Genomic DNA, 23,262 nt, shown 5'->3' with positions numbered 1-23,262 from the left:
AGGGATCGCGATAAATTCCGGCCGTGAAAAAGGCGCCTGTCAAAGGGCGCCTTTTTCATGTCCGCGAAACGCTTACTTGCCGAGCAATCGCGCCAGACCGACGCTCATCGGCGTCTGCGCTGGCAGCTTGAAGCGTTGCAGCAGCCGCGTGTTGTTCGCCCGCGAATGGCGAATATCACCGGAGCGCGCCGGGCCGTAGCTGACCGGTGGCAACTCACCCAGCACCGATTGCAGGGCCTCAAGCATTTGCTTGAGGTTCATCGACTGGTTCCAGCCGACATTCACCGCACCCGCTTGCACTTCAGGCTTTTCCAGCGCCTGCACCAGCACCTCGACCAGATCCTCGACGTAGAGGAAATCCCGCGTCTGTTCACCGTCACCGAACACAGTGATCGGCAGGCCTTTCTGCGCGCGCTCGCTGAAAATGCTGATCACCCCGGAGTACGGCGAGGACGGGTCCTGGCGTGGGCCGAAGATGTTGAAGAAGCGGAAGATCGCCGGTTGCAGATCATGCTGACGGCGGTAGAAATCGAAGTAATGCTCGCTCGCCAGTTTGTCCGACGCATAGGGCGTCAGCGGTGCCTTGGGCGTGTCTTCATCAATCGATTCGCCTTCGCCGTTGTTGCCGTAGACCGCCGCGCTCGAAGCGAACAGCACGCGCTTGACCCCGGCCTGACGCATGGCCTCGCAGACATTCAGCGTACCGATGAAATTGCTCTGGTGAGTCTTCACCGGATCATCCACCGAAGCCTGCACCGAGGCGACGGCGGCCAGGTGGGCCACGGCGCTGCAACCTTGCATGGCTTGAGCCACCAGCGCGGCATCGGCGATGTCGCCGACGATCAACTCGACCTTGGGATTATCCAGCGGCAGATTGGCGCGTTTGCCGGTCGACATGTCATCGAGGATGCGCACCGAGTGGCCCTTGGCGAGCAAGGCGTCGGTCAGGTGCGAACCGATGAAACCGGCGCCGCCGGTGATTAAAACAGGGCCTTCAGCCATGGCGATAAAACCTATCCAGTAAAGCCGGGAGCGCGGCACGCCAGGCGCGCGGCTTGATCCCGAAAGTGTGCAGAATTTTCTTGCAGGCCAGTACCGCGTGTTGCGGTTCTTCGCCAGCGTCCGGGCGCGCGGCGTGAGCCTGTGCGGTCGGTGCTTCGATGGCCAGAGCGTGCAGGCTGCGCGCTTCGGTCAGAATCGCCTGGCCCAGCGCCAGCGGTGTGGTCGCCTCATGGCCGGCGTAGTGATACGTGCCCCACAGCGGCGCGGCGCAATCGAGTTGCTTGAGCACCGAGATGATGACACGAGCCGCGTCGTCAACCGGGGTCGGATTGCCCCGGCGATCATCGGCCAGCAGCAATTCTTCCGGTTGCTCGGCGCGGGCGAGGAAACGTCCGAGGGTGCCGTCGGCGCTGTCATCGAGCAGCCAGCCGAATCGCAACAACACATGTTGCGGACAGGTCGCGCGAACGCTTTGTTCGATGCGCCACAAGGCTTGCCCGCGCAGACCCAGCGGCACTGGCTCGTCTTTTTCGCTGTAGGCCGTCGCGCGCGAACCGTCGAACACCCGATAACTGGAGGGCTGGACGAGGACGATGTTGTGGTGCTGGCACAGTTCGGCCAGCCGCTCGATGGCGCGCTCCTGCCCGGCCATGCGGCTTTCGCTGACGGCCTCGGCCTGAAACCAGTCGAAATAGTAGGCGAGGTTGATCAACGCATCGGGACGGGTGTCGTCGAGCAGTTGGGTCAGGCTCGCGGCATCCCAGCCGTTTTCGGGCGGGCGGGGGGCGAGGAAACCGATGTCTTCCTCTGCACCGAGGCGAATCAGCGCCTGCCCAAGGGCATTTCCGCCGCCCAGTAACATAAGGCGCATTCGCATAGAGTCAGCAGGCCCAGTCTGATTGGAACGATGGCTTGAACGACGGATCTTTTGGAAGCGTCGCCGATCATTGCCGGAATCGTTGCATTTTGCGGGTTTAGTGCGCAACCGTCACTCGTAAAGTGTACATCCCAAGGATTTGTGCTGTGGCCACTGGCCTCTTCGCTGGCTTGCCAGCGATGAGGGCCGGCCAGACGCTGAAGATCCCAGCGGTACTTGCATCTTCCCACCCGCGCCCGCATAACTTGAGCCATGAATCTGCCCCTCCCCGCCAACAGCGCCCTGGCAGGCTTCCACCCCGCCGTCAGCGCCTGGTTCAGCAAGACCTTCCCGACGGTCACCGCCGCCCAGGCACGCGCATGGCCGTTGATTCGCCAGCGCCGCTCGACTTTGATCGCCGCGCCCACCGGCTCCGGCAAAACCCTGACCGCGTTTCTCGCCGTGCTCGATGACCTCGTCCGCCGTGGCCTGGAAAACCCCGACGGCCTGCCCGACGAAACGCTGGTCGTCTACGTCTCGCCGCTCAAAGCGCTGTCCAATGACATCCGTATCAACCTGCAAAACCCGCTCGCCGGCATCACCGGGCAACTGCGCCAGATGGGCCTGCCCGAGCTGCAAATCAGCTCCGCTGTGCGCACCGGCGACACCCCGCAAAAAGACCGGGCGGCCATGCGCAAGACCGCACCGCACATTCTGGTGACCACGCCGGAATCGCTCTACGTTCTGCTCGGCTCGGAGTCCGGGCGAAAAATGCTCGGCACCACGCGCACGGTGATCGTCGACGAAATCCACGCGATGGCCGCCGGCAAACGCGGCAGTCACCTGGCCCTGAGCCTTGAGCGCCTGCAGGCGCTGTGCGCCGAACCGCTGACCCGCGTCGGTCTGTCAGCCACGCAAAAACCGGTGGAGGCCGTGGCGCGGTTTCTCGTCGGCCATGACCGCCCCTGCGAAATCATCGACATTGGCCACGCGCGGCCACGGGATCTCGGTATCGAAGTCCCGCCCGTGCCGTTGTCGGCCGTCATGGCCAATGATGTCTGGGAACTGGTTTACGACCGCCTCGCTGAGTTGGCCCGAGAGCACCGCACCACGCTGATTTTCGTCAACACTCGACGTCTCGCCGAACGCCTCAGCCGCCACCTCAGCGAGCGCCTCGGCAAGCACGCGGTGGCGGCGCACCACGGCAGTCTCTCCAAAGAGTTTCGCCTCGACGCCGAACAACGGCTCAAACGGGGCGATCTGCAGGTGTTGATTGCCACCGCCTCACTGGAGTTGGGCATCGATATCGGCGAAGTCGATCTGGTCTGTCAGATTGCCTCGCCGCGTTCGATTGCCGGATTTCTGCAACGGGTCGGCCGCTCCGGCCACCAGGTCGGCGGTACCCCCAAGGGTCGTCTGTTCGCCACCAGCCGCGATGACCTGATCGAATGCACCGCGTTGCTCGACTGCGTCCGCCGTGGCGAACTCGACACCCTGCACATTCCCGTCGCGCCGCTGGACGTGCTGGCGCAGCAGATCATTGCCGAAGTCAGTTGCCAGGAATGGCCGGAAGACGCCTTGCTCGCGCTGTTCCGCCACGCCTGGCCCTACCGCGATCTCGATGAAAACCACTATCAGGCGCTGCTGGGCATGCTCGCCGAAGGCTACAACGGTCGCCAGGGCATCCGCAGCGCCTACCTGCATCGCGACGCCGTCAACCGCACCTTGCGTGGCCGCCGGGGTTCACGACTGACCGCCGTGACCAGCGGCGGCACCATTCCCGACAACGCTGATTACAGCGTGATGCTCGAGCCGCAAGGCCTGAACATTGGCAGCGTCAACGAAGACTTCGCCGTGGAAAGCATTGCCGGCGATGTGTTCCAGCTCGGCAACACCTCTTACCGCATCCTGCGCGTGGAAGCGGGCAAGGTACGAGTTGAAGATGCGCAGGGCCAGCCGCCCAGCATCCCGTTCTGGCTCGGCGAAGCGCCGGGGCGCAGCGATGAACTGTCGTGCGCCGTGGCGCGCCTGCAAGCACAGCTCGACGCGTTGCTCGGCGCCAGCCCCGGCGATCTGCAACCGGCCCTCGACTGGCTGACGCAAACCCTTGGCCTCAACCTTGCCAGCGCCGAGCAACTGGTCGAATACCTTGCCCGCGCCCGGCAGACTCTCGGCGCCCTGCCCTCACAAGACACGCTGCTGATGGAGCGCTTTTTCGACGAGTCTGGCGGCACCCAACTGATCATTCATTCGCCGTTCGGCAGCCGTATCAACCGCGCCTGGGGCCTGGCCCTGCGCAAGCGCTTCTGCCGCACGTTCAACTTCGAACTGCAGGCCGCCGCCAGCGAAGATGCCATCGTCCTGTCGCTGTCCACCAGCCACAGCTTTGAACTCGATGAAGTCTGGCGCTATCTGCACAGCAACAGCGCCGAGCACATTCTGATTCAAGCGGTGCTCGATGCGCCGCTGTTCGGCGTGCGCTGGCGCTGGAACGCCGGCGTGGCGCTGGCATTGCCGCGATTTACCGGCGGACGCAAAGTCGCGCCGCAGTTACAGCGGATGAAAAGCGAAGACCTGATTGCCAGCGTGTTTCCCGACCAGATCGCCTGCCTGGAAAACCTCGCCGGCGAACGGGAGATCCCTCAGCATCCATTGATCGAGCAAACCCTCGACGATTGCCTGCATGAAGCGATGGACAGCGAAGGCTGGCTGAATCTGCTGCGGCGCATGGAGCGTGGCGAGGTGCGTTTGATCAGCCGCGATCTGCCGGCGCCCTCACCGCTTGCGGCAGAAATCCTCAGCGCCCGGCCTTACAGCTTTCTCGACGATGCGCCGCTGGAAGAACGTCGCACCCAAGCGGTCATCAACCGACGCTGGAACGATCCGCAATCGACCGATGACCTTGGCGCCCTGGATGCAGACGCCATTAACGCTGTGCGCGAAGAAGCCTGGCCGTCGCCGAATGCTGTGGATGAAATGCATGAGGCGCTGATGAGCCTGGCGTGTATCAGCGAGGCTGAAGTGCAGGCGAACGAAGGCTGGCGGGAATGGCTGGAAACCCTTGCAAGCAGCGGTCGCGCCTGTCGTTTGCAGGTTGATCCGCAGCATGGCGTGTGGCTGGCTCGCGAACGTCTTACCTGCCTGCTAGCGCTTTATCCACAGGGCAAATTACACCCCGAACGGCAGGCTCTGCCGGGATTCGATGAAGCCTGGACGTTCGACGAGGCCTTGGTCGAAGTGATCCGCGCACGCCTTGGCGCGTTCGGCCCGTTGCCACTACCCGCTATCGCCGAGCCGCTGGCGCTGCCGACAGATCAAGTCAATCAAGCCCTCGCCCGCCTGGAGCGCGAAGGCTACGTGCTGCGTGGCCGGTTCACGCCCAAGGTCAACGTCGAGCAATGGTGCGAACGGCATCTGCTCGCGCGCATTCATCGCTACACGGTCAAGCGCCTGCGCCGGGAAATCGAGCCGGTGGCCTTGCAGGATTTCATGCGATTCCTGTTCGACTGGCAGCACCTGTCGCCCGCCACCCAGGGTCAGGGCAGCGCTGTGTTGCCAGCGATTGTCGATCAGTTCGAAGGCTACCCCGCTGCTGCCTCGGCGTGGGACAGCGACCTTCTCCCGGCGCGCCTAAAGGATTACTCGTCGAGCTGGCTGGACGATATGTGCCGCAGCGGCAAACGGGTATGGGTGCGACTCAGTGCTTCGCAGAAATCCAGTGGCACGGCATTGCGCAGCACGCCGATTGTGCTGTTGCCGCGCGCGCAGGTCGGCCTGTGGAGCGCATTGACCGAACAGACTGCGGTGGATGAACTGTCAGCGAAAACCAGGAAAGTATTCGACGCGCTGAGCGCGCACGGTGCGCTGTTTTTCGACGAGCTGATTCATGAAGCGCACCTGCTGCGCACCGAGCTGGAAATCGCCTTGCAGGAACTGGTCGGCGCCGGGCTGGTGAACGCCGACAGCTTTGCAGGACTGCGCGCGCTGATCACCCCGGCGAGTAAACGCCAGCAGCGCAGCAGTCGGCGTGGACGCGGCGCGTTTATCGGCGGCATGGACGATGCCGGGCGTTGGGCATTACTGCGGCGCGGTGCGGCTGTGGTGGATGACAGCGAAACCCTGGAACACGTCGCCATGACCTTGCTGCGCCGCTATGGCGTGGTGTTCTGGCGCTTGCTGGAACGCGAGGCGGAGTGGTTGCCGAGCTGGCGTGAATTACTGCGCACGTTTCATCGGCTGGAGGCGCGGGGCGAGATTCGCGGCGGGCGGTTCGTCAGTGGTCTGGCGGGGGAACAGTTTGCCTTGCCGGAAGCGATTCCACTGTTGCGCGAGGTGCGACGGCGACCGCATGACGGCACTCTGATTGCGGTGTGCGGGGTGGACCCGCTGAACCTGGCCGGGACATTGTTGCCGGGAGTGAAGGTGCCGGCGTTAGCGAGCAACCGGCTGGTGTATCGCGATGGTTTGCCGGCGGCGGCGGAAATTGCGGGTAAGCAGCAGTTTTGGCTGGAGCTGGACCAGATCGCGATGGAGCAGGTGCGCGGCAAACTGATCCGGCATTGAGACTGCCCTCACCGGCCTCTTCGCGAGCAAGCCCGCTCCCACAAGGGGAACGCGGTCAGACTGTGGGAGCGGGCTAGGTCCGCGACTCCTGCGGCACCTCGGTCGCTATCACCTCTCTCTCCGTCTGTCGCTTAGGCAACAAGACCTGCTGTGGATAAGTCTGCGCGAAATGCACCACCGGGCTGTTATCCACAAGCTTCTTCAAGCGCTGGTTGAACGCCCGACTCACCGCATACTGTCCGCCCGACACCGTTCTGAACTGCGCTGTCAGCACCACGCCATTCAGATCCATCCTGTCCACGCCAAAAACATCCAGCGGCCCTTGCAGGTTGTACTTGAGGAACGGGTCTTCGCGAATCGAATCGCCAGTCTCGCGGATCAGCTCAATGGCTTTGTCCACGTCAGTGTCGTAGGTGAACTGCACCGAGAAAAACGCGTAGGCAAACTGCCGCGACTGGTTAGTCACCGCTTTGATCTGACCGAACGGCACCGAGTGCACAAAGCCCTTGCCATCACGCAGGCGCAGGGTGCGAATGGTCAGGCCTTCGACGGTGCCGGCATGGCCGGAATCAAGCACCACCCAATCGCCAATCGATAGCGTGTCTTCGATGATGATGAACAGTCCGGTGATCACGTCCTGCACCAATTGCTGCGAACCGAAACCGATGGCCAGACCGACCACACCGGCACCGGCCAGCAGCGGCGCCACATTGATCCCCAGATTGGCCATGGTGGTGATCGCGCAGATCACCACGAGGATGATTTTGATCGCGTTGCGCAGCAGCGGCAGGATGGTTTTCACCCGCGTGCTGGGCTGACGTGCCGCGCGTTTGCTGACCGGTGGTTTCAGCGCTTCCTGAATCGCCGTGTCGAGCACCACCCAGAGCAGCCACGTCACCAGGAAGATCAGGCCGATGCTGCTCAGCGCATCACTGATCGCCCTTCCGACCGCACTGCTTTGGGCGAAATCAATCAGCGACACGCCCCAGATCCGCCCGAGAATATCGATGAAGGCAACAGCGATGACGATGCGCATCAGCGCGTGCAGCAGGCTGAGAAAACGCTCCTTGTAAGCGCTGCTGCGTTGCAGTGTTTCGGCTTTGCGCGACTTGAACAGGTGCTGGAGGATCGTGCTCAGGAACACCGTGCCGATCAGCAACACCATGGTGAACAACGCACAGCGCAGGGCTTTTTGATTGTCCTCGCCGATGCCGATCAGATTGACCGCCGAGACCAGCACCATCAGCACAATCGGCCAATACCAAAGCCCGGAAAAAATACGCAGGGATTCCTGCAGCGACGGTTGTTTCAAGCGTTGGCTCAACGAGCGATTGCGGATCAGATGCGCCACCGGGCGGCGCAGGCGAATCACCAGCAGACCGAAAATCACCGAGGCAATCAGACCGGTAAACACCGCCACACTGCTGGTGATGTTGCCGCCGAACTGGCGGGCGATCTGCGGACTGGTCAGTGCGTCACTGAGGGCCGCGAGGAAACCGATCAGGAACAGCGGTCGCGGGCAGTAATTGCGGATGATCCGCGCGGCGGGCCGCTTGTGCCCGACATTGAACATCACCACCACACAGAGCAGCATCGACGTGGAGAAAATCCCGCTGCTCGTCGCATAGGCAAAACACAGCGCCAGCGCACGCCCGACCGAGGCTTGCAGAAAGTGACTGACGTAAAGGGTCAGCGGCAGGCAGATGAGCGCCGGCAGCGTGTAGGGCAGCCAGTACCCGACCAGATCCTGACTGCGCTGGCGGGTGCGCAGCCCGCGACCTTCGCGCAGACGTTTAACCAACAGACTGCCAAGCACGGTCAGTAGAGCGAAACTGCCCAGCCAGGTGCCGGACAGCGTGAGGAAATCTGCGGCAAGGCTCCAGCCCGAGCGGTTCGACGGTTGATTGACCAGCCTGTCGACCTCGTTCGCCGCACGGTCCGCACGCAGGCGCCAGGCATCGACCAGATGTTCGTTGAGGTCGAGTTTGTCCTGCACGTCGTCGATGCTCGAACTGATCGCGCCGAGCAGCCCGCCCTCCACCAACAGCTCGGGCTTGGCGGGTTCTTCGGCAGCGGCCGGGACACCCGGCACTGCCGCGGCGTCGATTTCACTGGCGCCTGAAAACAGCAGTGCTCCCAGCACAATGGCGATCCTGAACTTGACCAAAACTCCGATCTCCCGTGGCTGAACCTGTAAGGAACTGATCGGCAATTGCACAGCAAGTTCAAGAGCCGCCTCCCCCCGGCCCTCTCCTAGAGAGGGTGCTGGGGTGAGGGGGAGCGCCTTTTGATCTGCGCCTTGGACGTGACCGTCCGTAACGCCGCCGAAACTTTCCCGAACCGCCCACAGTCATCAGAAGGCACAGGCTGTACGAGGGCTGACAACGGGAGGGCGGCATGGCGAGGATTCACATCGGTATTTCCGGCTGGCGCTACGCACCGTGGCGCGGGGATTTCTATCCGAAAGGACTGGCACAAAAGCGCGAGCTGCAATTCGCGTCGAGGGCGGTCAACAGCATCGAAATCAATGGATCGCTCTACGCCCTGCAACGTCCCGAACGCTATGCGCAGTGGTACGCCGAAAACCCCAAAGGTTTCATCTTCAGCGTCAAGGCACCGCGCTTCATCACCCACATTCGCCGCTTGCGTGAAATCGAAACACCGCTGGCAAACTTCTTCGCCTCCGGGGTGCTGGAACTCAAGGGAAAACTCGGCCCGATCCTGTGGCAATTCCCGCCGAACTTCACCTTCGAGCCGGAACGTTTCGAACACTTTTTCGGACAATTGCCCCACGACACCGAAGCCGCTGCGACCCTCGCCCATCAGCATGACGCGCACTTGCACGGTCACGCGAGCATGAAAGCCTATGGCAAGAAACCGCTGCGCCACGCCGTGGAAACTCGCAACGACAGCTTCATCGACCCCGATTTCGTGTGTTTGCTGAAACGCCACAACACCGCTCTGGTCATCGCCGACACCGGTGATAAGTGGCCCTATCGCGAAGACATTACCAGCGCGCCCGGTGAGCCTGCTGCCGAAGGAGTGCTGTCATGAGCATCTCGGAACCGGTGGGCTTCACCGATGAAGGCTCGGTGGTTGAGCCTTCAGTGCGCACCTTCACCGTGTTGACGGTCAACACGCACAAGGGTTTCACCGCGCTGAACCGGCGTTTCATCCTGCCGGAGTTGCGCGAAGCGGTGCGCAGCGTTGCCGCCGACGTGGTGTTTTTGCAGGAAGTCCATGGCACCCACGAACACCACCCCAAGACCTACAGCAATTGGCCGTCGATGCCGCAGTACGAGTTCCTCGCCGACAGCCTCTGGCCGCAGTTCGCCTACGGCCGTAACGCGGTGTACCCGGAGGGTGATCACGGCAACGCGCTGTTGTCGAAATTCCAGATCATCCGCCACGACAACCTCGACGTATCGATCAGCGGCCACGAGAACCGCGGCTTGCTGCATTGCGTGCTGCGCTTGCCCGGTGACGGCACCGAGTTGCATGCGATCTGCGTGCACCTGGGCCTGCGCGAAAGCCATCGCCATGCGCAGTTGAATTTGCTGGGCCAACGCCTTGCCGAGCTGCCGGAAGACGCGCCGGTGATTATCGCCGGCGACTTCAACGACTGGCGCCAGCGCGCCGATGCGCTGCTCTTGCCCTACGGATTGCGCGAGGTGTTTGCCGAGCATTACGGCAAACCGGCGCGCAGTTTCCCCGCGCGATTGCCGGCGCTGCGGCTGGACCGCATTTATGTACGCAACCTCAAGGCCTGCCAGCCGAAAGTGCTGGCCAACCGGCCGTGGTCGCACCTTTCCGACCACGTTCCCTTATCGGTAGAGATCGAACTATGAACAGCGCGCCGTTGGAGAAATCCGCCGTGGAACCCGTGTCTATCAAACCGCCGATACGTGTGCCCGGCCACGTCGATGTCGAGTACGGCTGGCAGGGCAACAACCGTGTCGAATTGCTGGAAAACGGTGAGGAATATTTCCCCCGGGTATTTGCAGCCATGCGCGCGGCGAAAAGCGAAATCCTGCTGGAGACGTTCATCGTTTTCGAAGACAAGGTCGGCGAAGAGTTGCAGGAGATTCTGATCGACGCCGCCCGGCGCGGCGTGCGCACCACCGTCAACTTCGATGGCTTCGGTTGTGGCGAATTGACCACCGCCTATCTCAACGCTCTGAGCGATGCCGGTGTGCACTTGCAGATATTCGACCCGGCCCCCAAACACCTCGGTATTCGCACCAACTGGTTCCGCCGTCTGCACCGCAAGATCGTGGTGGTCGACGGCACGCTGGCGTTCATTGGCGGGATCAATTTTTCGGGCGATCACCTTGCCGATTTCGGCCCGGAAGCCAAGCAGGATTACGCCGTCGAAGTGCAGGGTCCGGTTGTCGCCGACATCCATCACTTCGCCCTGCTGCAAAGCGGTCGCCCCGGACGCGCGCGCTTCTGGTGGCAACGCCGGCGTCAGCGTCGCGCGCAAATGGCTTTCGACGATCACGACGGTCAGGTGCGCCTGGTGTTTCGCGACAACGATCAGCACCACACCGATATCGAAGATGTTTACTTGCAGGAATTGCGCAAGGCCAAACGCCGTGTGGTCATTGCCAATGCCTACTTTTTTCCCGGCTATCGGCTGCTGCGTGAGATCCGCAATGCGGCGCGCCGGGGCGTTGAAGTACGGCTGATCCTGCAAGGCCAGCCGGACATGCTGGTAGCCAAGATTGCTGCGCGGATGACCTACGACTACCTGCTCAAGGCCGGGGTGCAGATCCACGAATATTGCGAGCGTCCGCTGCACGGCAAAGTTGCGCTGGTCGATGAGGAATGGAGCACTGTCGGGTCGAGCAATCTCGACCCGTTGAGCCTGTCGCTGAATCTGGAAGCCAACGTGCTGATCCGTGACCGTGCGTTCAATCAGCACTTGTTCGAGCGCCTCGAAGACCTCAGCCAGAACCACTGTAAAGCCATGGACCCCGGCAAGTCGCCGCGCGGGCGCATCTGGCACATGACCGTGGGTTTTCTGGTGTTCCACTTTCTGCGGCATTTCCCGGCGATGGCCGGCTGGCTGCCCGCACACAAACCGCGACTGAAGCCGTTTCGAGGTGACCGCTCATGAGCCATTCCGAGGTGCATTCCCCAGCGCATTCGGCGCCCGCCGCGCACTCGAAATGGAGCCGCTGGAAGCGTCCGCTGACCGTGCTGTTTTTTCTTGCGCTGATCGTCTTGCTGACGATGTTTGCCACCCGTATTGAATGGGCCGAGGTGCTGCAAACTCTCGCCGACTTCAAGGTGCGCACCCTGATCATTGCCGCCAGCCTGACGCTGGTGAGTTTTCTTGTGTACGCGAGCTTCGACCTGATCGGCCGCACCTACATTCGTCAGGACCTGACCTGGAAACAGATCCTGCCGGTGGGGGTCATCAGCTATGCATTCAACCTGAATCTCAGCGCCTGGGTCGGTGGCATCGCCATGCGCTATCGCTTGTATTCGCGGCTGGGTGTGAGCAAAAGCAACATCGCCAAGATTCTCGGTTTAAGCCTGGCGACCAATTGGTTTGGCTACATGACCATTGCCGGCGCGGTGTTCAGCAGCGGACTGGTGAGCATGCCGCCGGGATGGAAAGTCAGCAGTGGCGCGCTGCAAGGCATCGGTGTGTTGTTGCTGCTGGTCAGCGCCGGGTATCTCGCGGCGTGTCAGTTTTCCAAGCGCCGCGAGTGGTCGATTCGTGGCGTGGAAATCAACCTGCCTTCGCTGCGCATGGCCGTGCTGCAACTGTTGCTCGGAGCCCTGAACTGGTCGCTGATGGCAGCGGTCATTTTCACTTTGCTGCCGAGCAAACTGGACTATCCGTTGGTGCTCGGCGTGTTGTTGATCAGCGCGATTGCCGGGGTCATCACGCATATCCCGGCAGGGCTTGGGGTGCTCGAAGCGGTGTTTGTGGCGCTGCTGCAACATGAGGCTTCGCGCGGCAGTCTGGTGGCGGGACTGCTGGCGTATCGGGCGATTTATTTTCTGTTGCCGTTGTTGATTACGGTGGTGATGTATCTGGTGGTGGAAGCGAAGGCGAAAGCGCTGCGAATAGAAAAGAAAATGTCTTGAAGTTGATCGCCTCTTCGCGAGCAAGCACGCTCCCACAGGCTGAATGCATTCCTGATGTGGAAGCGGGCTTGCTCGCAAAGGCCCCGGCAGAACAACACAGATCATGCGGATTGAATAATGCTCAACCGCTCACCCACAACCATTTCGGTAATCCAGTCCACCAGGATCGAGGTGTACGCCTGCTGCGAGACCGGTTCGCTCAGGGCATGATCGGCACCATCGATAATCCGGTGCGTCAGCGAATGCGTCTGCTGGCACGCCGCGCGGTAACTCATGATCGCCGCGTGGGGCACGTAGTCGTCGGTTTCCGATTCCACCAGCAACACGTCCCCGGTGAACTGTGAGCAGGCATGCAGCGCACGATTGGTGTCCGCGCGCACCAGCGAGCTTCGATAATCGCGCAGATCGGCTTTGTCCAGCTCTCGCTTGGGTGTGTGCCACTGCTCATCGCGGTACAGCGCCGGCACGCGCAGCGCCAGCCAGCGCACCGGGCGCAATGAGGTGAGAATCGCGGCCAGATAACCGCCGTAGCTGGTGCCCACCACGGCGATGGCCGAGGTATCGAGCGCGGGATGCGCGAGCAGCCGATCATAGGCCGCGAGCAGATCGCGCAGGTTGTCCTCACGGGTCACGCGGGTCAGTGGAATCCCGGTGCCGCCGGTGTGTCCGCGCAAGTCGAAGGTCAGGCACACGCAACCGAGACCGGCGATGCCTTTGGCCCGTTCCAGGTCGCGTTCCTGGCTGCCGCCCCAACCGTGGACAAACAACACCCCCGGGACTTTCGATTTGGGACTGAGAAAAGTCCCGCTCATCTGTTCATCATCAATGTCGATTTGAATGCTTTCGCTTCTAGCCGTCATAAGATTTGACCGTTACGTATTTAAGGAGAAATTCGCTGTTCTCGGCCGGCCCGCGGTAAACCTCGATGGCGTCCGCCGGCAAAGGCTGATTGATGTAGGTTTCCACCGAAGAGACGCGGATCGCACGCATCCCCGGATCGTTGACGAAGCTTTGCAGCGCGGCGACTTCAGCGCTGCTGGCGCCACCCATGCGCCAGGATTGTTCGAGTACCCCGCTGCGGGTCTTTGCGCTGCTGTCCAGACCCTGGGCGATGTCGTAGTTGCGCCGCGAGGCATAGAAACGTGGATAGGCTTCATCTGCGGCGGCATCGAAGACCTGCGCCTGTTCGACGGCCAGTCGAACGTCGTCCGGCAATTCCAGCGCCAGCAGCTCTTCGTAACCGCCCTGCACCACCAGCAGGTTCGAGCCGCCGTAGACCTCTTCGCCGTGAGCATCCTTGGTCAGGTATTGATCACCGCAGTAGCTCAACACTGTGTCACCGATGAATGACTGACCGACGCTGTGCGTGACGACATCGCTCAAATCCTGCTCCAGTACCACGCCGTCACTGAACTGTTTTTCGATGTCGGGGCGGGCGAGAACTTCGTCGAAGGCATCCAGGCTCTTGATCACTTCCTGACCGCGACCGGCACAGGCGTGGATCGGCTTCAGGCGGATCGGACCGCTGTACAACAAATGCTCGGCAGCGGGCCGTGCATCGTCCAGCGAAAATACGCTGAGACCGTCGAGCACAACGTTGCGCGTGCGTTCGCTGAACAACGGCGACCAGCCTTGTGGCGCGGTGGCCAGATGACTGCGCAGACCGTGGCTGATGGCTTTGGTGCAGATGAAGTCATGTTCGACAAAGCCGCCCCACAGATCGTCTGGGCCTTTGATGCCGAGTTGATGAGCGCTGGCAGTGCCGACAATGGTTTGCGTCGGCAGCAGATACAGGTCACGGCCGCGGTGTTTTTCCGGGTCGTAGCTGCCGCCGAACTTGCACCCGAGAATCTGCGCCAGCCATCGCGCCAAGGCTATGTTGGTCTGCACTTCATGTTGTGGCGCGTCGGCGCGCACCGAGTGGGCGACAACGATTCTCCTGCGGGGTGTCGGGGTCATGCGTCCCCCTTTCATCGGTTCGAAGATTGTAACGATGACAGGTGCAGAGATCAGGCCAACGGCCTCCCTCGTGAAACCCTCGGTAAATCAAAAACTTGTAGAAATCGTAATGGCACCACGGTCGTTTCAATCTGCACGACTGCCCGTAAACCCCCGGCAAATTGCACGATCCAAAAGCTATTGAAATCCCCTGTGGGAGCGGGCTTGCTCGCGAAGGCGGTGCGGCAGTTGGCGGATGTGTTGGCTGACACGCCGCCTTCGCGAGCAAGCCCGCTCCCACATCAGAGATTCGTTGCTTTGGGGACCGGGGTCACACCAAACCGTGCCCGATAATCACTCGGCGCCAGCCCGGTTATCTTCCTGAATATCGCGCGAAACGCGCCCGGGTCCTGATACCCCACCGTCCACGCAATGTGATCAATGGTGCCATTGCTGAATTCAAGCATCTCACGCGCCTTGCCCACCCGCAGATGCTGACAGTACTCGGTCGGCTTCAACCCGGTCGCTGCGCGAAAGCGGCGCAGGAAGGTGCGCTCCTCAAGCCCCGCGCGCTCCGCCATCGCCGTCAGTGAAACCTCGGTCGCGCCGGTACTTTGCAGCCAGTGTTGAACCTTGAGAATCGCCGCGTCGCCATGTCCGAGAATCGGTGCGAAGTTGCTGCCGCACTCGCTGGCGCTGTCGCTGTGTTCCACCACCAGAAAGCGTGCGGTGCTGCTGGCGATACTTGGCCCGAGCAAACGGTCGACCATGCGCAATCCCAACTCTGACCAAGCCATCAGCCCGGCTGTAGTAATCAGGTCACCGTCGTCGACGATCGGTGTATCGGCCTTGAGTTTGATCTTCGGGTAACACTCGGCGAAAGCCTGGGTGGACGTCCAGTGGGTGGTCGCACTGCGGCCATCGAGCAGGCCGCTTTCGGCGAGGAGCCACGAACCTACGCAAACTCCGCCAAGCGTCGCCCCGCGCGCATGCTGCTCGCGCAACCACGGCGCCAGACTGACTGGCATTTGTGCAGCGCAGAACCCGCCAATCGAGGGCGGAATCAGTACGGCCAGCAAGCCACCTGCGCTGCCCGGATGACTGGTGTAAACCCGCGTCGGCACCTGATCAGCTTCGACCTGCCAATGACTGACCCGCAGCAGTGGCAACTGCACAGCTTGATGCTCGGCAGCAATCCGGTTCGCCACGGCGAACAGGTCGGTCAAGCCATGCACTGCAGCCATCTGCGCGCCGGGATAAATCAGAACGCCCAGTTCAGCGATGGCGGCCCTTTCTGCGCCCATTGTCAGTTTTCCCCTGCCTATTGTCGGTGCCGCCAATCCTCGAAGCGCTCGCCAGCGTCAATACTGAAGCCACTTCCAGCCAATCCATCGAGGACATCCCCATGGCCAAGCAAGCGCTCATCGTAGTCGATATCCAGAACGACTACTTCCCCCAAGGCAAATGGCCGCTGACCGGTGCCGACGCCGCCGCCGACAACGCTGCGAAACTGATCGCGGCGTTTCGCGAGGCCGGCGATTCGGTGATCCATATCCGCCACGAATTCACCTCCCCGGATGCGCCGTTTTTCACCCCGGGCTCCGACGGTGCCAAGCTGCACCCGAAAGTGCTTAACCGCGCCGATGAACCAGTAGTGCTCAAACACTTCGTCAACTCGTTCCGCGAAACCGAACTGCAAGCCATCCTCGATGAACGAGACATCAAGGAACTGGTGGTGGTCGGCAGCATGAGCCACATGTGCGTCGACGGCATCACTCGCGCGGCAGCGGATCTGGGCTACGCCGTTACGGTGATTCACGATGCCTGCGCCAGTCGCGACCTTGAGTTCAACGGCCTCACTGTACCGGCCGCCCAGGTCCACGCCGCCTTCATGTCGGCGCTGGGGTTCGCCTACGCCAGCGTGGTATCGACTGACGAGTTCCTCGCCGCTAACCGCTGAGAAATATTCGGCAAAAACACCAGGCCCGCCTTGCAGCGGGCCTTTTTGTACCTGTCATGAAAATCTCACGCGTGAGCCATTGATGGCACTTTGAAATGGTTGTAGTGTGGCTCACGCGTGAGACATTCATAACCGAGTCAATGCCATGAACAGCCGCTCCCCCACCTCGAAGTCAGAAAGCGCCAAGGGAGAGCGCGCAAAACCGTCCGCGAAAAAACCGTCGAGCTTCTACATGAAGCAGATGCGAGCGGGCCTGGCAGCAGCCGGTTATGTCAAACACGAAACTTGGGTGCTTCCCGAAAACCGAAGCTTGCTCAAGCAAATGGAGCAACAGCTACGCCAACCGATTCTGGCTGGCTCATTCATGTCGGAGAATTACATGAGCGCAGGCAACAACTGGACCATCGATAGCCTCTTCAACGCCCTTAAGGCCCTGGACGAGGTGGCTTCGCAAGAGATCACGCTGTCCCTGATCCAGAGCTCCGAACCCAGCATCAAGCTGGAAATGAACGAATTCGGTGGTCTGCCGATTCACATCGCCTTGGCCGGCCAGCAGATCATCGTCGACACCGTGCTGGTGGACAGCGAGTCGATCACTGACGTGCGTGCCTTCAACGATGCCGTACTGCGCAGCCGGGAGATGTTCCCGCTGTCGTCAATCGGTATCGAGTCGATGCCGAACGGGCAGACCGTTTACAACATGTTTGGCGCCCTCAGCGCCGACTCGAGCCTGACCAACGTCGTCACCGAGGTGAAAACCCTGGTCGACAACGTGCAGCGCGCGAGTGAAGCCTTCGAACACTTCTTCAAGTAATCAACAGGGAATATCCAATGACTCAGTCCATCTGGAGCAAGTTGTTCACCGCATTGCGCGGCGGCGCCAATGAAGTCGGCGAAGCCATCGTCGACCAACAGGCCCTGCGCATCCTCGACCAGGAAATCCGCGATGCCGACACCGCGCTGTCCAACGCGCGCCGCGAACTGGTCACCATCATGGCCAAGCACAAACTGTCCGCTGACCGCGTGAGTGAGTACGACGCCAAGATCAAGGATCTGGAAGCCAAGGCGGTTTCCGCGCTGAATGCCGGTCGCGAAGACCTTGCCATGGAAGTGGCCGAAGCAATCTCGACCCTTAGCAATGACCTGAGCGCCGAGAAAAAACTGAGCGACGAGTTTGGCACCTACGCCGACAACATGCGCAAGGACATCAGCAAAGCCGAGTCGCGTATCAAGAGCCTGCGCCAGCAAGTGGACATGGCCAAGGCTCGTGAGAGCGTGCAAAAGGCTCAGGTCAGCGCATCGATTGCCAGCGGCGGCGCCAACGGCAAACTGGAAACGGCTGTCGGTACTCTGAACCGCCTGCAAGCCAAACAACAGCAGCGCGCCGCCGAGCTGAGCGCAGCGGATGAACTGGCTGATGCATCGACCGGCAACGACCTGGAACGCAAACTGCGCGACGCCGGCATCACGCCGAACGAAGGCAGTGCCAATGCGATCCTTGAGCGCCTGAAGCAAAAGTCCGCTCAGTAATCACCGGAAAAAAAACCTGTGGGAGCGAGCCTGCTCGCGAAAGTGCCGTATCAGTCGACATCAATATTGACTGACGCGCCCTCTTCGCGAGCAAGCTCGCTCCCACATGGTTTGCATGCGTGTCGTTCACCGCTCAGCCCGGTACACTAACCGCGCTTTTTCGCCGACGGACACCTCCACCCGTTTCAAGGAACGTACCCATGGGATGGTTTAAAGATTTGCTGGGCACCAGTAACTGGCAAGCCGCAGCACCCACGCCAATCGTGACTGGCCCGCTCGGGATGGCTCAGGGCAAAGCGATCAGGTTTGATTCGACCCTGGCACTGCTGCTCGACGGTTCCACCTCGGTCCGCGTGCCTTTCGATCAAGCGATCTGGAGCGCCGGCTGGGTCGACCTCGGCCAGTCCAATAAACTGCATCGCTACTACATGAATGACGAGGATTTCTGGGTACAGATCCACGTCACCGGTGACGATCAGGTCGAATCCGTCACGCTGTTCAACTATGTCAGCTACGTGACCGTCAACAGTGACGCCGAGCTGCAGCGCCTGGCGGGCCCCAGCAGCCCCATCGGTTTGCCGACCTACACCCACGAAGGCATCCAGTACAGTCGCGAGTGGGGCACCGAACAAGGCCAGACCGAACTCGTACCGATGACCGAGCAAGTGGTCAATCCGGACGAGAGCTACACCATCGAACACCACTCGATGCTCTACGCCCGCGACACCGGCCTGACTGATCGCCGTGAGCTCCTGCTGTTTTCCGTCGAACAGGACGAAGAAGGCACCGTCAGCCTCAGCACTTCGCTGGGCATTTCGCTGTACACGACCGATGTGGGCACCATTTAAACAAGGAAATTTTTCATGCTGGAAGTGCTGGCCGTTTCCCTGAACAAGACCGCGCTGGTCGGATTCGTCGTCTACCTGATCGGCGCCGTGCTGCTGTTCATGCTGTTTCAATTCGTCTACACCCGCATTACCCCGCACAAGGAGTTCGAGCTGATCCGCAATGGCAATAGCGCTGCAGCCATTGCGCTGTCTGGCGCGATCATCGGTTTCGCGATTCCGGCCAGCAACGTGATCGCCTTTTCGGTCAATGTCCTCGACTTCGTACTGTGGGCGGTGATTGCCGCTGTTGTGCAACTGCTGGCGTTTGTAGCCACCGGCCTGGTACTCAAAGGCACTTCCGAGCGCATTGCCAACGGTGAAGTGGCGTCGGGCATTTATGTTGCGGCGGTCGCGATCAGCGTCGGCATGCTCAATGCCGCATGCATGACACCGTCCAACTGATCGGCAGGACGCCCAGATGAAACGAAGCAAATACGTTCAGTTGTCCCTCGCCGCCTCGGTGGCGATGGCCATTTCCGGCGAAGCGGCGGCGGCCGATCAGACTCGCAACTTCCAGAGCGTGGAACAATGCGTCGATGCCGAAGTAGCCGCCGATGCCTGCTCCAACGCCTACGTCGCCGCGCTGACCGAGCACCGGCGTATCGCCCCGGTGTACGACGACAAAGCCAATTGCGACGCCGACTTCGCCGACGGCTGGTGCCAGAAAAATTCCGATGGCCGCTTCGTGCCGAAACTCGGCGGTTTCAAGGTGATACAGAAGGCTGAAGTCGCGCAGAACCTCGACGCCATCGCCGACGCGCAGATGCCTGCCGGTGACGCAGCGGCGGCGCAGAATGTGCAAAACACCTCGCACACATCCAGTGGCGGCGGCAGCGGCTGGTTAAGCGGCTGGCTGATCGGCAACGCCATGAGCAACAACGCCAATCGCACGGTTTACCGCGACCGCGATACACGCCAGACCTACGACACTTCGAAACAGTACCGCAAGATCGAATCGGCGCCGCGCAGCCAACCGGACTACGAGAGCAGCAAGAGCAAACCGGTCAACGTCGCCTCATCGACTTCCCGTGGCGGCTTCGGTAGCCAGTCCAGCGCCCGCAGCGGTTGGGGTGGCTGGGGCAGCAGTTCCGGGCGCTCGAGCAGCTGACGATGAAAAAGATTGCCTGCGCCGAGCGACCGGACTGGAAACAGACGGCCGAAAGCCTCGGCTTCATGTTTCACACCATCGACGGTGAACCCTACTGGGACGAAAGCGCGTACTACCAGTTCACTCTCGCGCAGATCGAAAACGACCTGGAAGACCCGACCACTGAACTGCACGAGATGTGCATGGACCTGGTCGACCGCGTCGTGCGCAGCGAAGCGTTGCTGGATCGTCTCAGCATTCCGGCGGCGTACTACGACATGATCCGAACGTCCTGGCTGGAAGGTCATCCGCATCTTTACGGGCGCATGGATTTTTCCTACAGCGGCAACGGGCCGGCGAAACTGCTGGAACTCAACTACGACACGCCGACCAGTCTTTATGAAGCGGCGGCGTTCCAGTGGGGCTGGCTGGAGCAATGCATCGAACGCGGCACGCTGCCACCCCGCGCAGACCAGTTCAACAGCATCGATACCAGGCTGCACCAGGCATTTGCCGAGCTGCAACTCAAGCGCCCATTCTACTTTGCCTCGATGAAAGACTCGGTCGAGGACAAGGGCACTACGGATTACCTGCGCCTGATCGCAGAAAAAGTCGGCATCGAATCGCGCCATATCGATATCGAAGACATCGGTCTGACGGCTGCGGGGCGCTTCGTCGATCTGGAAGATCGCTGGATACCGCACCTGTTCAAGCTGCACGCCTGGGAATTCATCTTCCACGAGCCCTTCGGTGCGGCGATTGCCGAGTGTGACACGCAGTTTTTCGAACCGGCCTGGAAGGCGATCCTGTCGAACAAGGGTGTACTGCCGTTGCTGTGGGAACTGCACAAAGGGCATCCGAATCTGCTGGCGGCGCATCTCGACCCCAATCCCGCCAACGCCGTGCCAAAGGGCTGGGTGCGCAAGCCGTACTTTTCCCGGGAAGGCGCCAATATCGAACTGCAAACGGCTGACGGTCTGATCGTCAAAGAGGACGGGCCTTACACTGATGCGCCGTTTATCCTGCAGGAATTTGCACCTCTACCGAAATTTGGCGACAGCTACACGCTGATCGGTTCCTGGGTGATTGGCGATCAGGCGGCGGGGATTGGTGTACGGGAAGACAACAGCCTGATCACCAAGGATTCGAGCCGTTTCTTGCCGCATCTGATCCTCGACTGAAACACAGAACCTTGTGGGAGCGGAGCCTGCTCGCCAAAGCGGATTGTCATTCAACGACTGCTTTATCTGATCTGACGCCTTCGCGAGCAGGCTCCCTCCTACAGTTGATCGGGGATGACCATAAGTTTTACCAACAAAAAAGGCCCGTCGTTCAAGCGACGGGCCTTTTTATTTGCAGCGGTTTACAACAGCGAATCAGAACGGGATATCGTCATCAAAGCTGTCGAAATCCGGAGCCGGTTGCGGTGCGGCCTGCTGTGGAGCCGGAGCCGAGCGCTGTTGCGGAGCCGATTGCTGCGGGCGTGGCGCCTGCTGACGTGGCGCCTGCTGCTGGTAGTTGTTACCACCGCCTTGCTGATCGCCCTGCTGTGGACGGCCGCCGAGCAGTTGCATGGTGCCTTGCATGTCGACCACGATTTCGGTGGTGTAACGCTTGATACCGTCTTTTTCCCACTCGCGGGTCTGCAGCTTGCCTTCGATGTACACCTGCGAACCCTTGCGCAGGTATTCGCCGGCGATTTCGGCCACTTTGCCGAACATCGAAACACGGTGCCACTCGGTCTTCTCGACCTTTTGACCGGTCTGCTTGTCGGTCCACTGTTCGCTGGTTGCCAGACTCAGGTTGGTCACGGCGTTACCGTTAGGCAGGTAGCGAACTTCGGGATCCTGGCCGCAAGTGCCGACCAATATGACTTTGTTAACCCCACGGGCCATAACGTTCTCCTAGGCTTCGCACGCAGCCCCGGCCGGGTTGTTCACCAGGCGTTCGAGGGTGTCGCGATCCACTAATTCTTTGTCCAGTTTGATGTAAACAGCCGCTTCATCAGCAACTATCACTGCATCGGTTACCCCTACGAGGGCCTTGAGACGCTCGACCAGACCCGCTTCGCGGATCGCCTCGGGCGACAACGGCAAGCGCAGGCTCGTCACGTAGGGAGGTTCGCGCATGGTAACAGCAAAGGCCAGCCAGATGGCAGCCAGACCGGCGCATCCGAGGAACACAACCGACAGACCGCCATGCTGAAACAGCCAGCCGCCGAGTATCCCGCCGAGTGCCGAACCGAGGAACTGGCTGGTGGAATACACGCCCATCGCCGTGCCCTTCCCGCCTGCCGGTGAAACCTTGCTGATCAGCGACGGCAATGAAGCCTCCAGCAGATTGAACGCGGTGAAGAACACCACCGTGCCGATCACCAGAGCCCGCAGGCTGTCGCCGAACTGCCAGAAGAATAGCTCAGTGAGCATCAACGTCATGACCGCGCCGAGCAAAACTCGTTTCATTTTGCGTTTCTTCTCGCCGTAGATGATGAACGGGATCATGGCGAAGAACGAAATCAGCAGCGCGGTGAGGTAGACCCACCAGTGCTGTTCCTTGGGCAAACCGGCCTTTTCCACCAGCGCCAGGGGCAACGCAACGAAGCTCGACATCAGCATCGCGTGCAACACGAAGATACCTAAATCGAGACGCAGCAAGTCTGGATGCTTGAGCGTCGGCATCAAGGCCTGACGCGCAACGCCGGATTCCCGGTGCTGCAACGGCCCGGTCGAGTGCGGCACCATGAACATGATGATGGCGATACCGACCAGTGCCATGGCGCCGGTGGCGAGGAACAGGCCGGACAAACCAAAGGCCCGGGTCAGCAACGGACCGACGACCATGGCCACGGCGAACGACAAACCGATGGTCATGCCGATCATCGCCATTGCCTTGGTGCGGTGCTGTTCGCGGGTGAGGTCGGATAACAGCGCCATCACCGCAGCGGAAATCGCACCGGCGCCCTGCAGGATTCGCCCGGCAATCACGCCCCAGATCGAATCGGCCTGAGAGGCCAGCACACTGCCGAGGGCGAACACGATCAGCCCCAGATAAATGACGGGGCGACGGCCGATTCGGTCGGAAATGATCCCGAACGGAATCTGAAACATTGCCTGGGTCAAGCCGTAGGCGCCAATTGCCAACCCGATCAGGGCCGGGGTCGCTCCCGCCAGATCCATGCCATAGGTCGCCAGTACCGGCAACACCATGAACATGCCAAGCATACGGAAGGCGAACACCAGGGCCAGACCGCTCGCCGCGCGGGTCTCGCTGCCACTCATGCGTTCGCTGTGGGGATCGTGCATGGAAAAACCTCGTGTGAACCGGCGGCGATTCTACC

19 protein-coding genes and 1 pseudogene are annotated in these 23,262 nt (G+C 61.1%); 12 read left to right on the top strand and 8 right to left on the bottom strand.

Features of this window, described 5'->3' with window-relative positions; genetic code table 11:
* Window positions 1-72 precede the first annotated feature (72 nt).
* Together AACY19_RS15145 and AACY19_RS15140 are read right to left on the bottom strand one after the other, a co-directional pair.
* Window positions 73-1,002: an NAD-dependent epimerase/dehydratase family protein gene (locus AACY19_RS15145; protein ID WP_339451441.1), complete on the bottom strand. Its 930-nt coding sequence runs from the start codon at window positions 1,000-1,002 to the stop codon at window positions 73-75.
* Entirely contained in the window at window positions 995-1,879 is an 885-nt protein-coding gene (locus AACY19_RS15140) for a sugar nucleotide-binding protein (RefSeq protein WP_339451439.1), read from the bottom strand. The genes AACY19_RS15145 and AACY19_RS15140 overlap by 8 nt, the downstream gene beginning before the upstream one ends.
* Before the next feature lie 252 nt (window positions 1,880-2,131).
* Between AACY19_RS15140 and AACY19_RS15135 the strand changes: the two genes are divergently transcribed.
* Complete coding sequence (locus tag AACY19_RS15135) at window positions 2,132-6,421, top strand: Lhr family helicase (RefSeq protein WP_339451437.1); 4,290 nt, start codon at window positions 2,132-2,134, stop codon at window positions 6,419-6,421.
* Between the two features lie 73 nt (window positions 6,422-6,494).
* Here AACY19_RS15135 and AACY19_RS15130 read toward each other — a convergent pair whose 3' ends face one another.
* Window positions 6,495-8,588: a mechanosensitive ion channel family protein gene (locus AACY19_RS15130; RefSeq protein ID WP_339451435.1), complete on the bottom strand. Its 2,094-nt coding sequence runs from the start codon at window positions 8,586-8,588 to the stop codon at window positions 6,495-6,497.
* A 230-nt stretch (window positions 8,589-8,818) separates the two neighbouring features.
* Between AACY19_RS15130 and AACY19_RS15125 the strand changes: the two are divergent.
* The 4 genes and pseudogenes from AACY19_RS15125 to AACY19_RS15110 form a co-directional block, all read left to right on the top strand.
* A pseudogene (locus tag AACY19_RS15125) lies at window positions 8,819-9,436 on the top strand (DUF72 domain-containing protein); the annotation flags it as partial.
* Window positions 9,437-9,471: 35 nt separating this feature from the next.
* Window positions 9,472-10,269 (top strand): endonuclease/exonuclease/phosphatase family protein, encoded by a 798-nt coding sequence (locus tag AACY19_RS15120; RefSeq protein WP_339451433.1) that lies wholly within the window; start codon window positions 9,472-9,474, stop codon window positions 10,267-10,269.
* On the top strand, window positions 10,266-11,540 hold the full coding sequence (gene clsB / locus AACY19_RS15115) for a cardiolipin synthase ClsB (protein ID WP_339451431.1): 1,275 nt from the start codon (window positions 10,266-10,268) through the stop codon (window positions 11,538-11,540). Before AACY19_RS15120 ends, clsB begins: the two co-directional genes overlap by 4 nt.
* Entirely contained in the window at window positions 11,537-12,523 is a 987-nt protein-coding gene (locus tag AACY19_RS15110) for a lysylphosphatidylglycerol synthase domain-containing protein (RefSeq protein WP_339451428.1), read from the top strand. The genes clsB and AACY19_RS15110 overlap by 4 nt, the downstream gene beginning before the upstream one ends.
* A gap of 101 nt (window positions 12,524-12,624) precedes the next feature.
* Here AACY19_RS15110 and AACY19_RS15105 read toward each other — a convergent pair whose 3' ends face one another.
* From AACY19_RS15105 to AACY19_RS15095, 3 genes are all read right to left on the bottom strand, one after another.
* Window positions 12,625-13,383, bottom strand: a complete 759-nt coding sequence (locus AACY19_RS15105) for an alpha/beta hydrolase family protein (RefSeq protein WP_339451426.1) — start codon at window positions 13,381-13,383, stop codon at window positions 12,625-12,627.
* Complete coding sequence (locus AACY19_RS15100) at window positions 13,373-14,482, bottom strand: DUF3182 family protein (protein WP_339451424.1); 1,110 nt, start codon at window positions 14,480-14,482, stop codon at window positions 13,373-13,375. The genes AACY19_RS15105 and AACY19_RS15100 overlap by 11 nt, the downstream gene beginning before the upstream one ends.
* Before the next feature lie 281 nt (window positions 14,483-14,763).
* Window positions 14,764-15,765, bottom strand: coding sequence for a GlxA family transcriptional regulator (locus AACY19_RS15095; RefSeq protein WP_339451422.1), 1,002 nt, complete (start codon window positions 15,763-15,765; stop codon window positions 14,764-14,766).
* Window positions 15,766-15,866: 101 nt separating this feature from the next.
* Between AACY19_RS15095 and AACY19_RS15090 the strand changes: the two genes are divergently transcribed.
* The 7 genes from AACY19_RS15090 to AACY19_RS15060 all read left to right on the top strand — a co-directional run bounded on the left by AACY19_RS15090 (window position 15,867) and on the right by AACY19_RS15060 (window position 21,106).
* On the top strand, window positions 15,867-16,421 hold the full coding sequence (locus tag AACY19_RS15090) for a cysteine hydrolase family protein (protein WP_339451420.1): 555 nt from the start codon (window positions 15,867-15,869) through the stop codon (window positions 16,419-16,421).
* A gap of 145 nt (window positions 16,422-16,566) precedes the next feature.
* The gene (locus tag AACY19_RS15085; RefSeq protein ID WP_339451418.1) at window positions 16,567-17,235 is read left to right on the top strand and encodes a YjfI family protein; all 669 of its coding nucleotides are present in this window, start codon (window positions 16,567-16,569) and stop codon (window positions 17,233-17,235) included.
* A gap of 17 nt (window positions 17,236-17,252) precedes the next feature.
* Entirely contained in the window at window positions 17,253-17,951 is a 699-nt protein-coding gene (locus AACY19_RS15080; RefSeq protein WP_339451416.1) for a PspA/IM30 family protein, read from the top strand.
* A 200-nt stretch (window positions 17,952-18,151) separates the two neighbouring features.
* On the top strand, window positions 18,152-18,799 hold the full coding sequence (locus AACY19_RS15075) for a DUF2491 family protein (RefSeq protein ID WP_339451414.1): 648 nt from the start codon (window positions 18,152-18,154) through the stop codon (window positions 18,797-18,799).
* Window positions 18,800-18,814: 15 nt separating this feature from the next.
* Window positions 18,815-19,240, top strand: a complete 426-nt coding sequence (locus AACY19_RS15070) for a DUF350 domain-containing protein (protein ID WP_339451412.1) — start codon at window positions 18,815-18,817, stop codon at window positions 19,238-19,240.
* Window positions 19,241-19,256: 16 nt separating this feature from the next.
* The gene (locus AACY19_RS15065; protein ID WP_339451410.1) at window positions 19,257-19,946 is read left to right on the top strand and encodes a DUF1190 domain-containing protein; all 690 of its coding nucleotides are present in this window, start codon (window positions 19,257-19,259) and stop codon (window positions 19,944-19,946) included.
* A 2-nt stretch (window positions 19,947-19,948) separates the two neighbouring features.
* On the top strand, window positions 19,949-21,106 hold the full coding sequence (locus tag AACY19_RS15060; RefSeq protein ID WP_339451408.1) for a glutathionylspermidine synthase family protein: 1,158 nt from the start codon (window positions 19,949-19,951) through the stop codon (window positions 21,104-21,106).
* 195 nt (window positions 21,107-21,301) lie between these two features.
* Here AACY19_RS15060 and AACY19_RS15055 read toward each other — a convergent pair whose 3' ends face one another.
* Together AACY19_RS15055 and AACY19_RS15050 are read right to left on the bottom strand one after the other, a co-directional pair.
* Complete coding sequence (locus tag AACY19_RS15055; RefSeq protein ID WP_003228709.1) at window positions 21,302-21,820, bottom strand: single-stranded DNA-binding protein; 519 nt, start codon at window positions 21,818-21,820, stop codon at window positions 21,302-21,304.
* A 9-nt stretch (window positions 21,821-21,829) separates the two neighbouring features.
* The gene (locus tag AACY19_RS15050) at window positions 21,830-23,227 is read right to left on the bottom strand and encodes an MFS transporter (RefSeq protein WP_339451406.1); all 1,398 of its coding nucleotides are present in this window, start codon (window positions 23,225-23,227) and stop codon (window positions 21,830-21,832) included.
* Between the last annotated feature and the right edge of the window lie 35 nt (window positions 23,228-23,262).

Origin of the sequence: Pseudomonas sp. EA_5y_Pfl2_R50, assembly GCF_963970475.1 — a bacterium.
GTDB lineage: Bacteria > Pseudomonadota > Gammaproteobacteria > Pseudomonadales > Pseudomonadaceae > Aquipseudomonas.
This window is presented reverse-complemented; position numbering and strand designations above follow the sequence as displayed.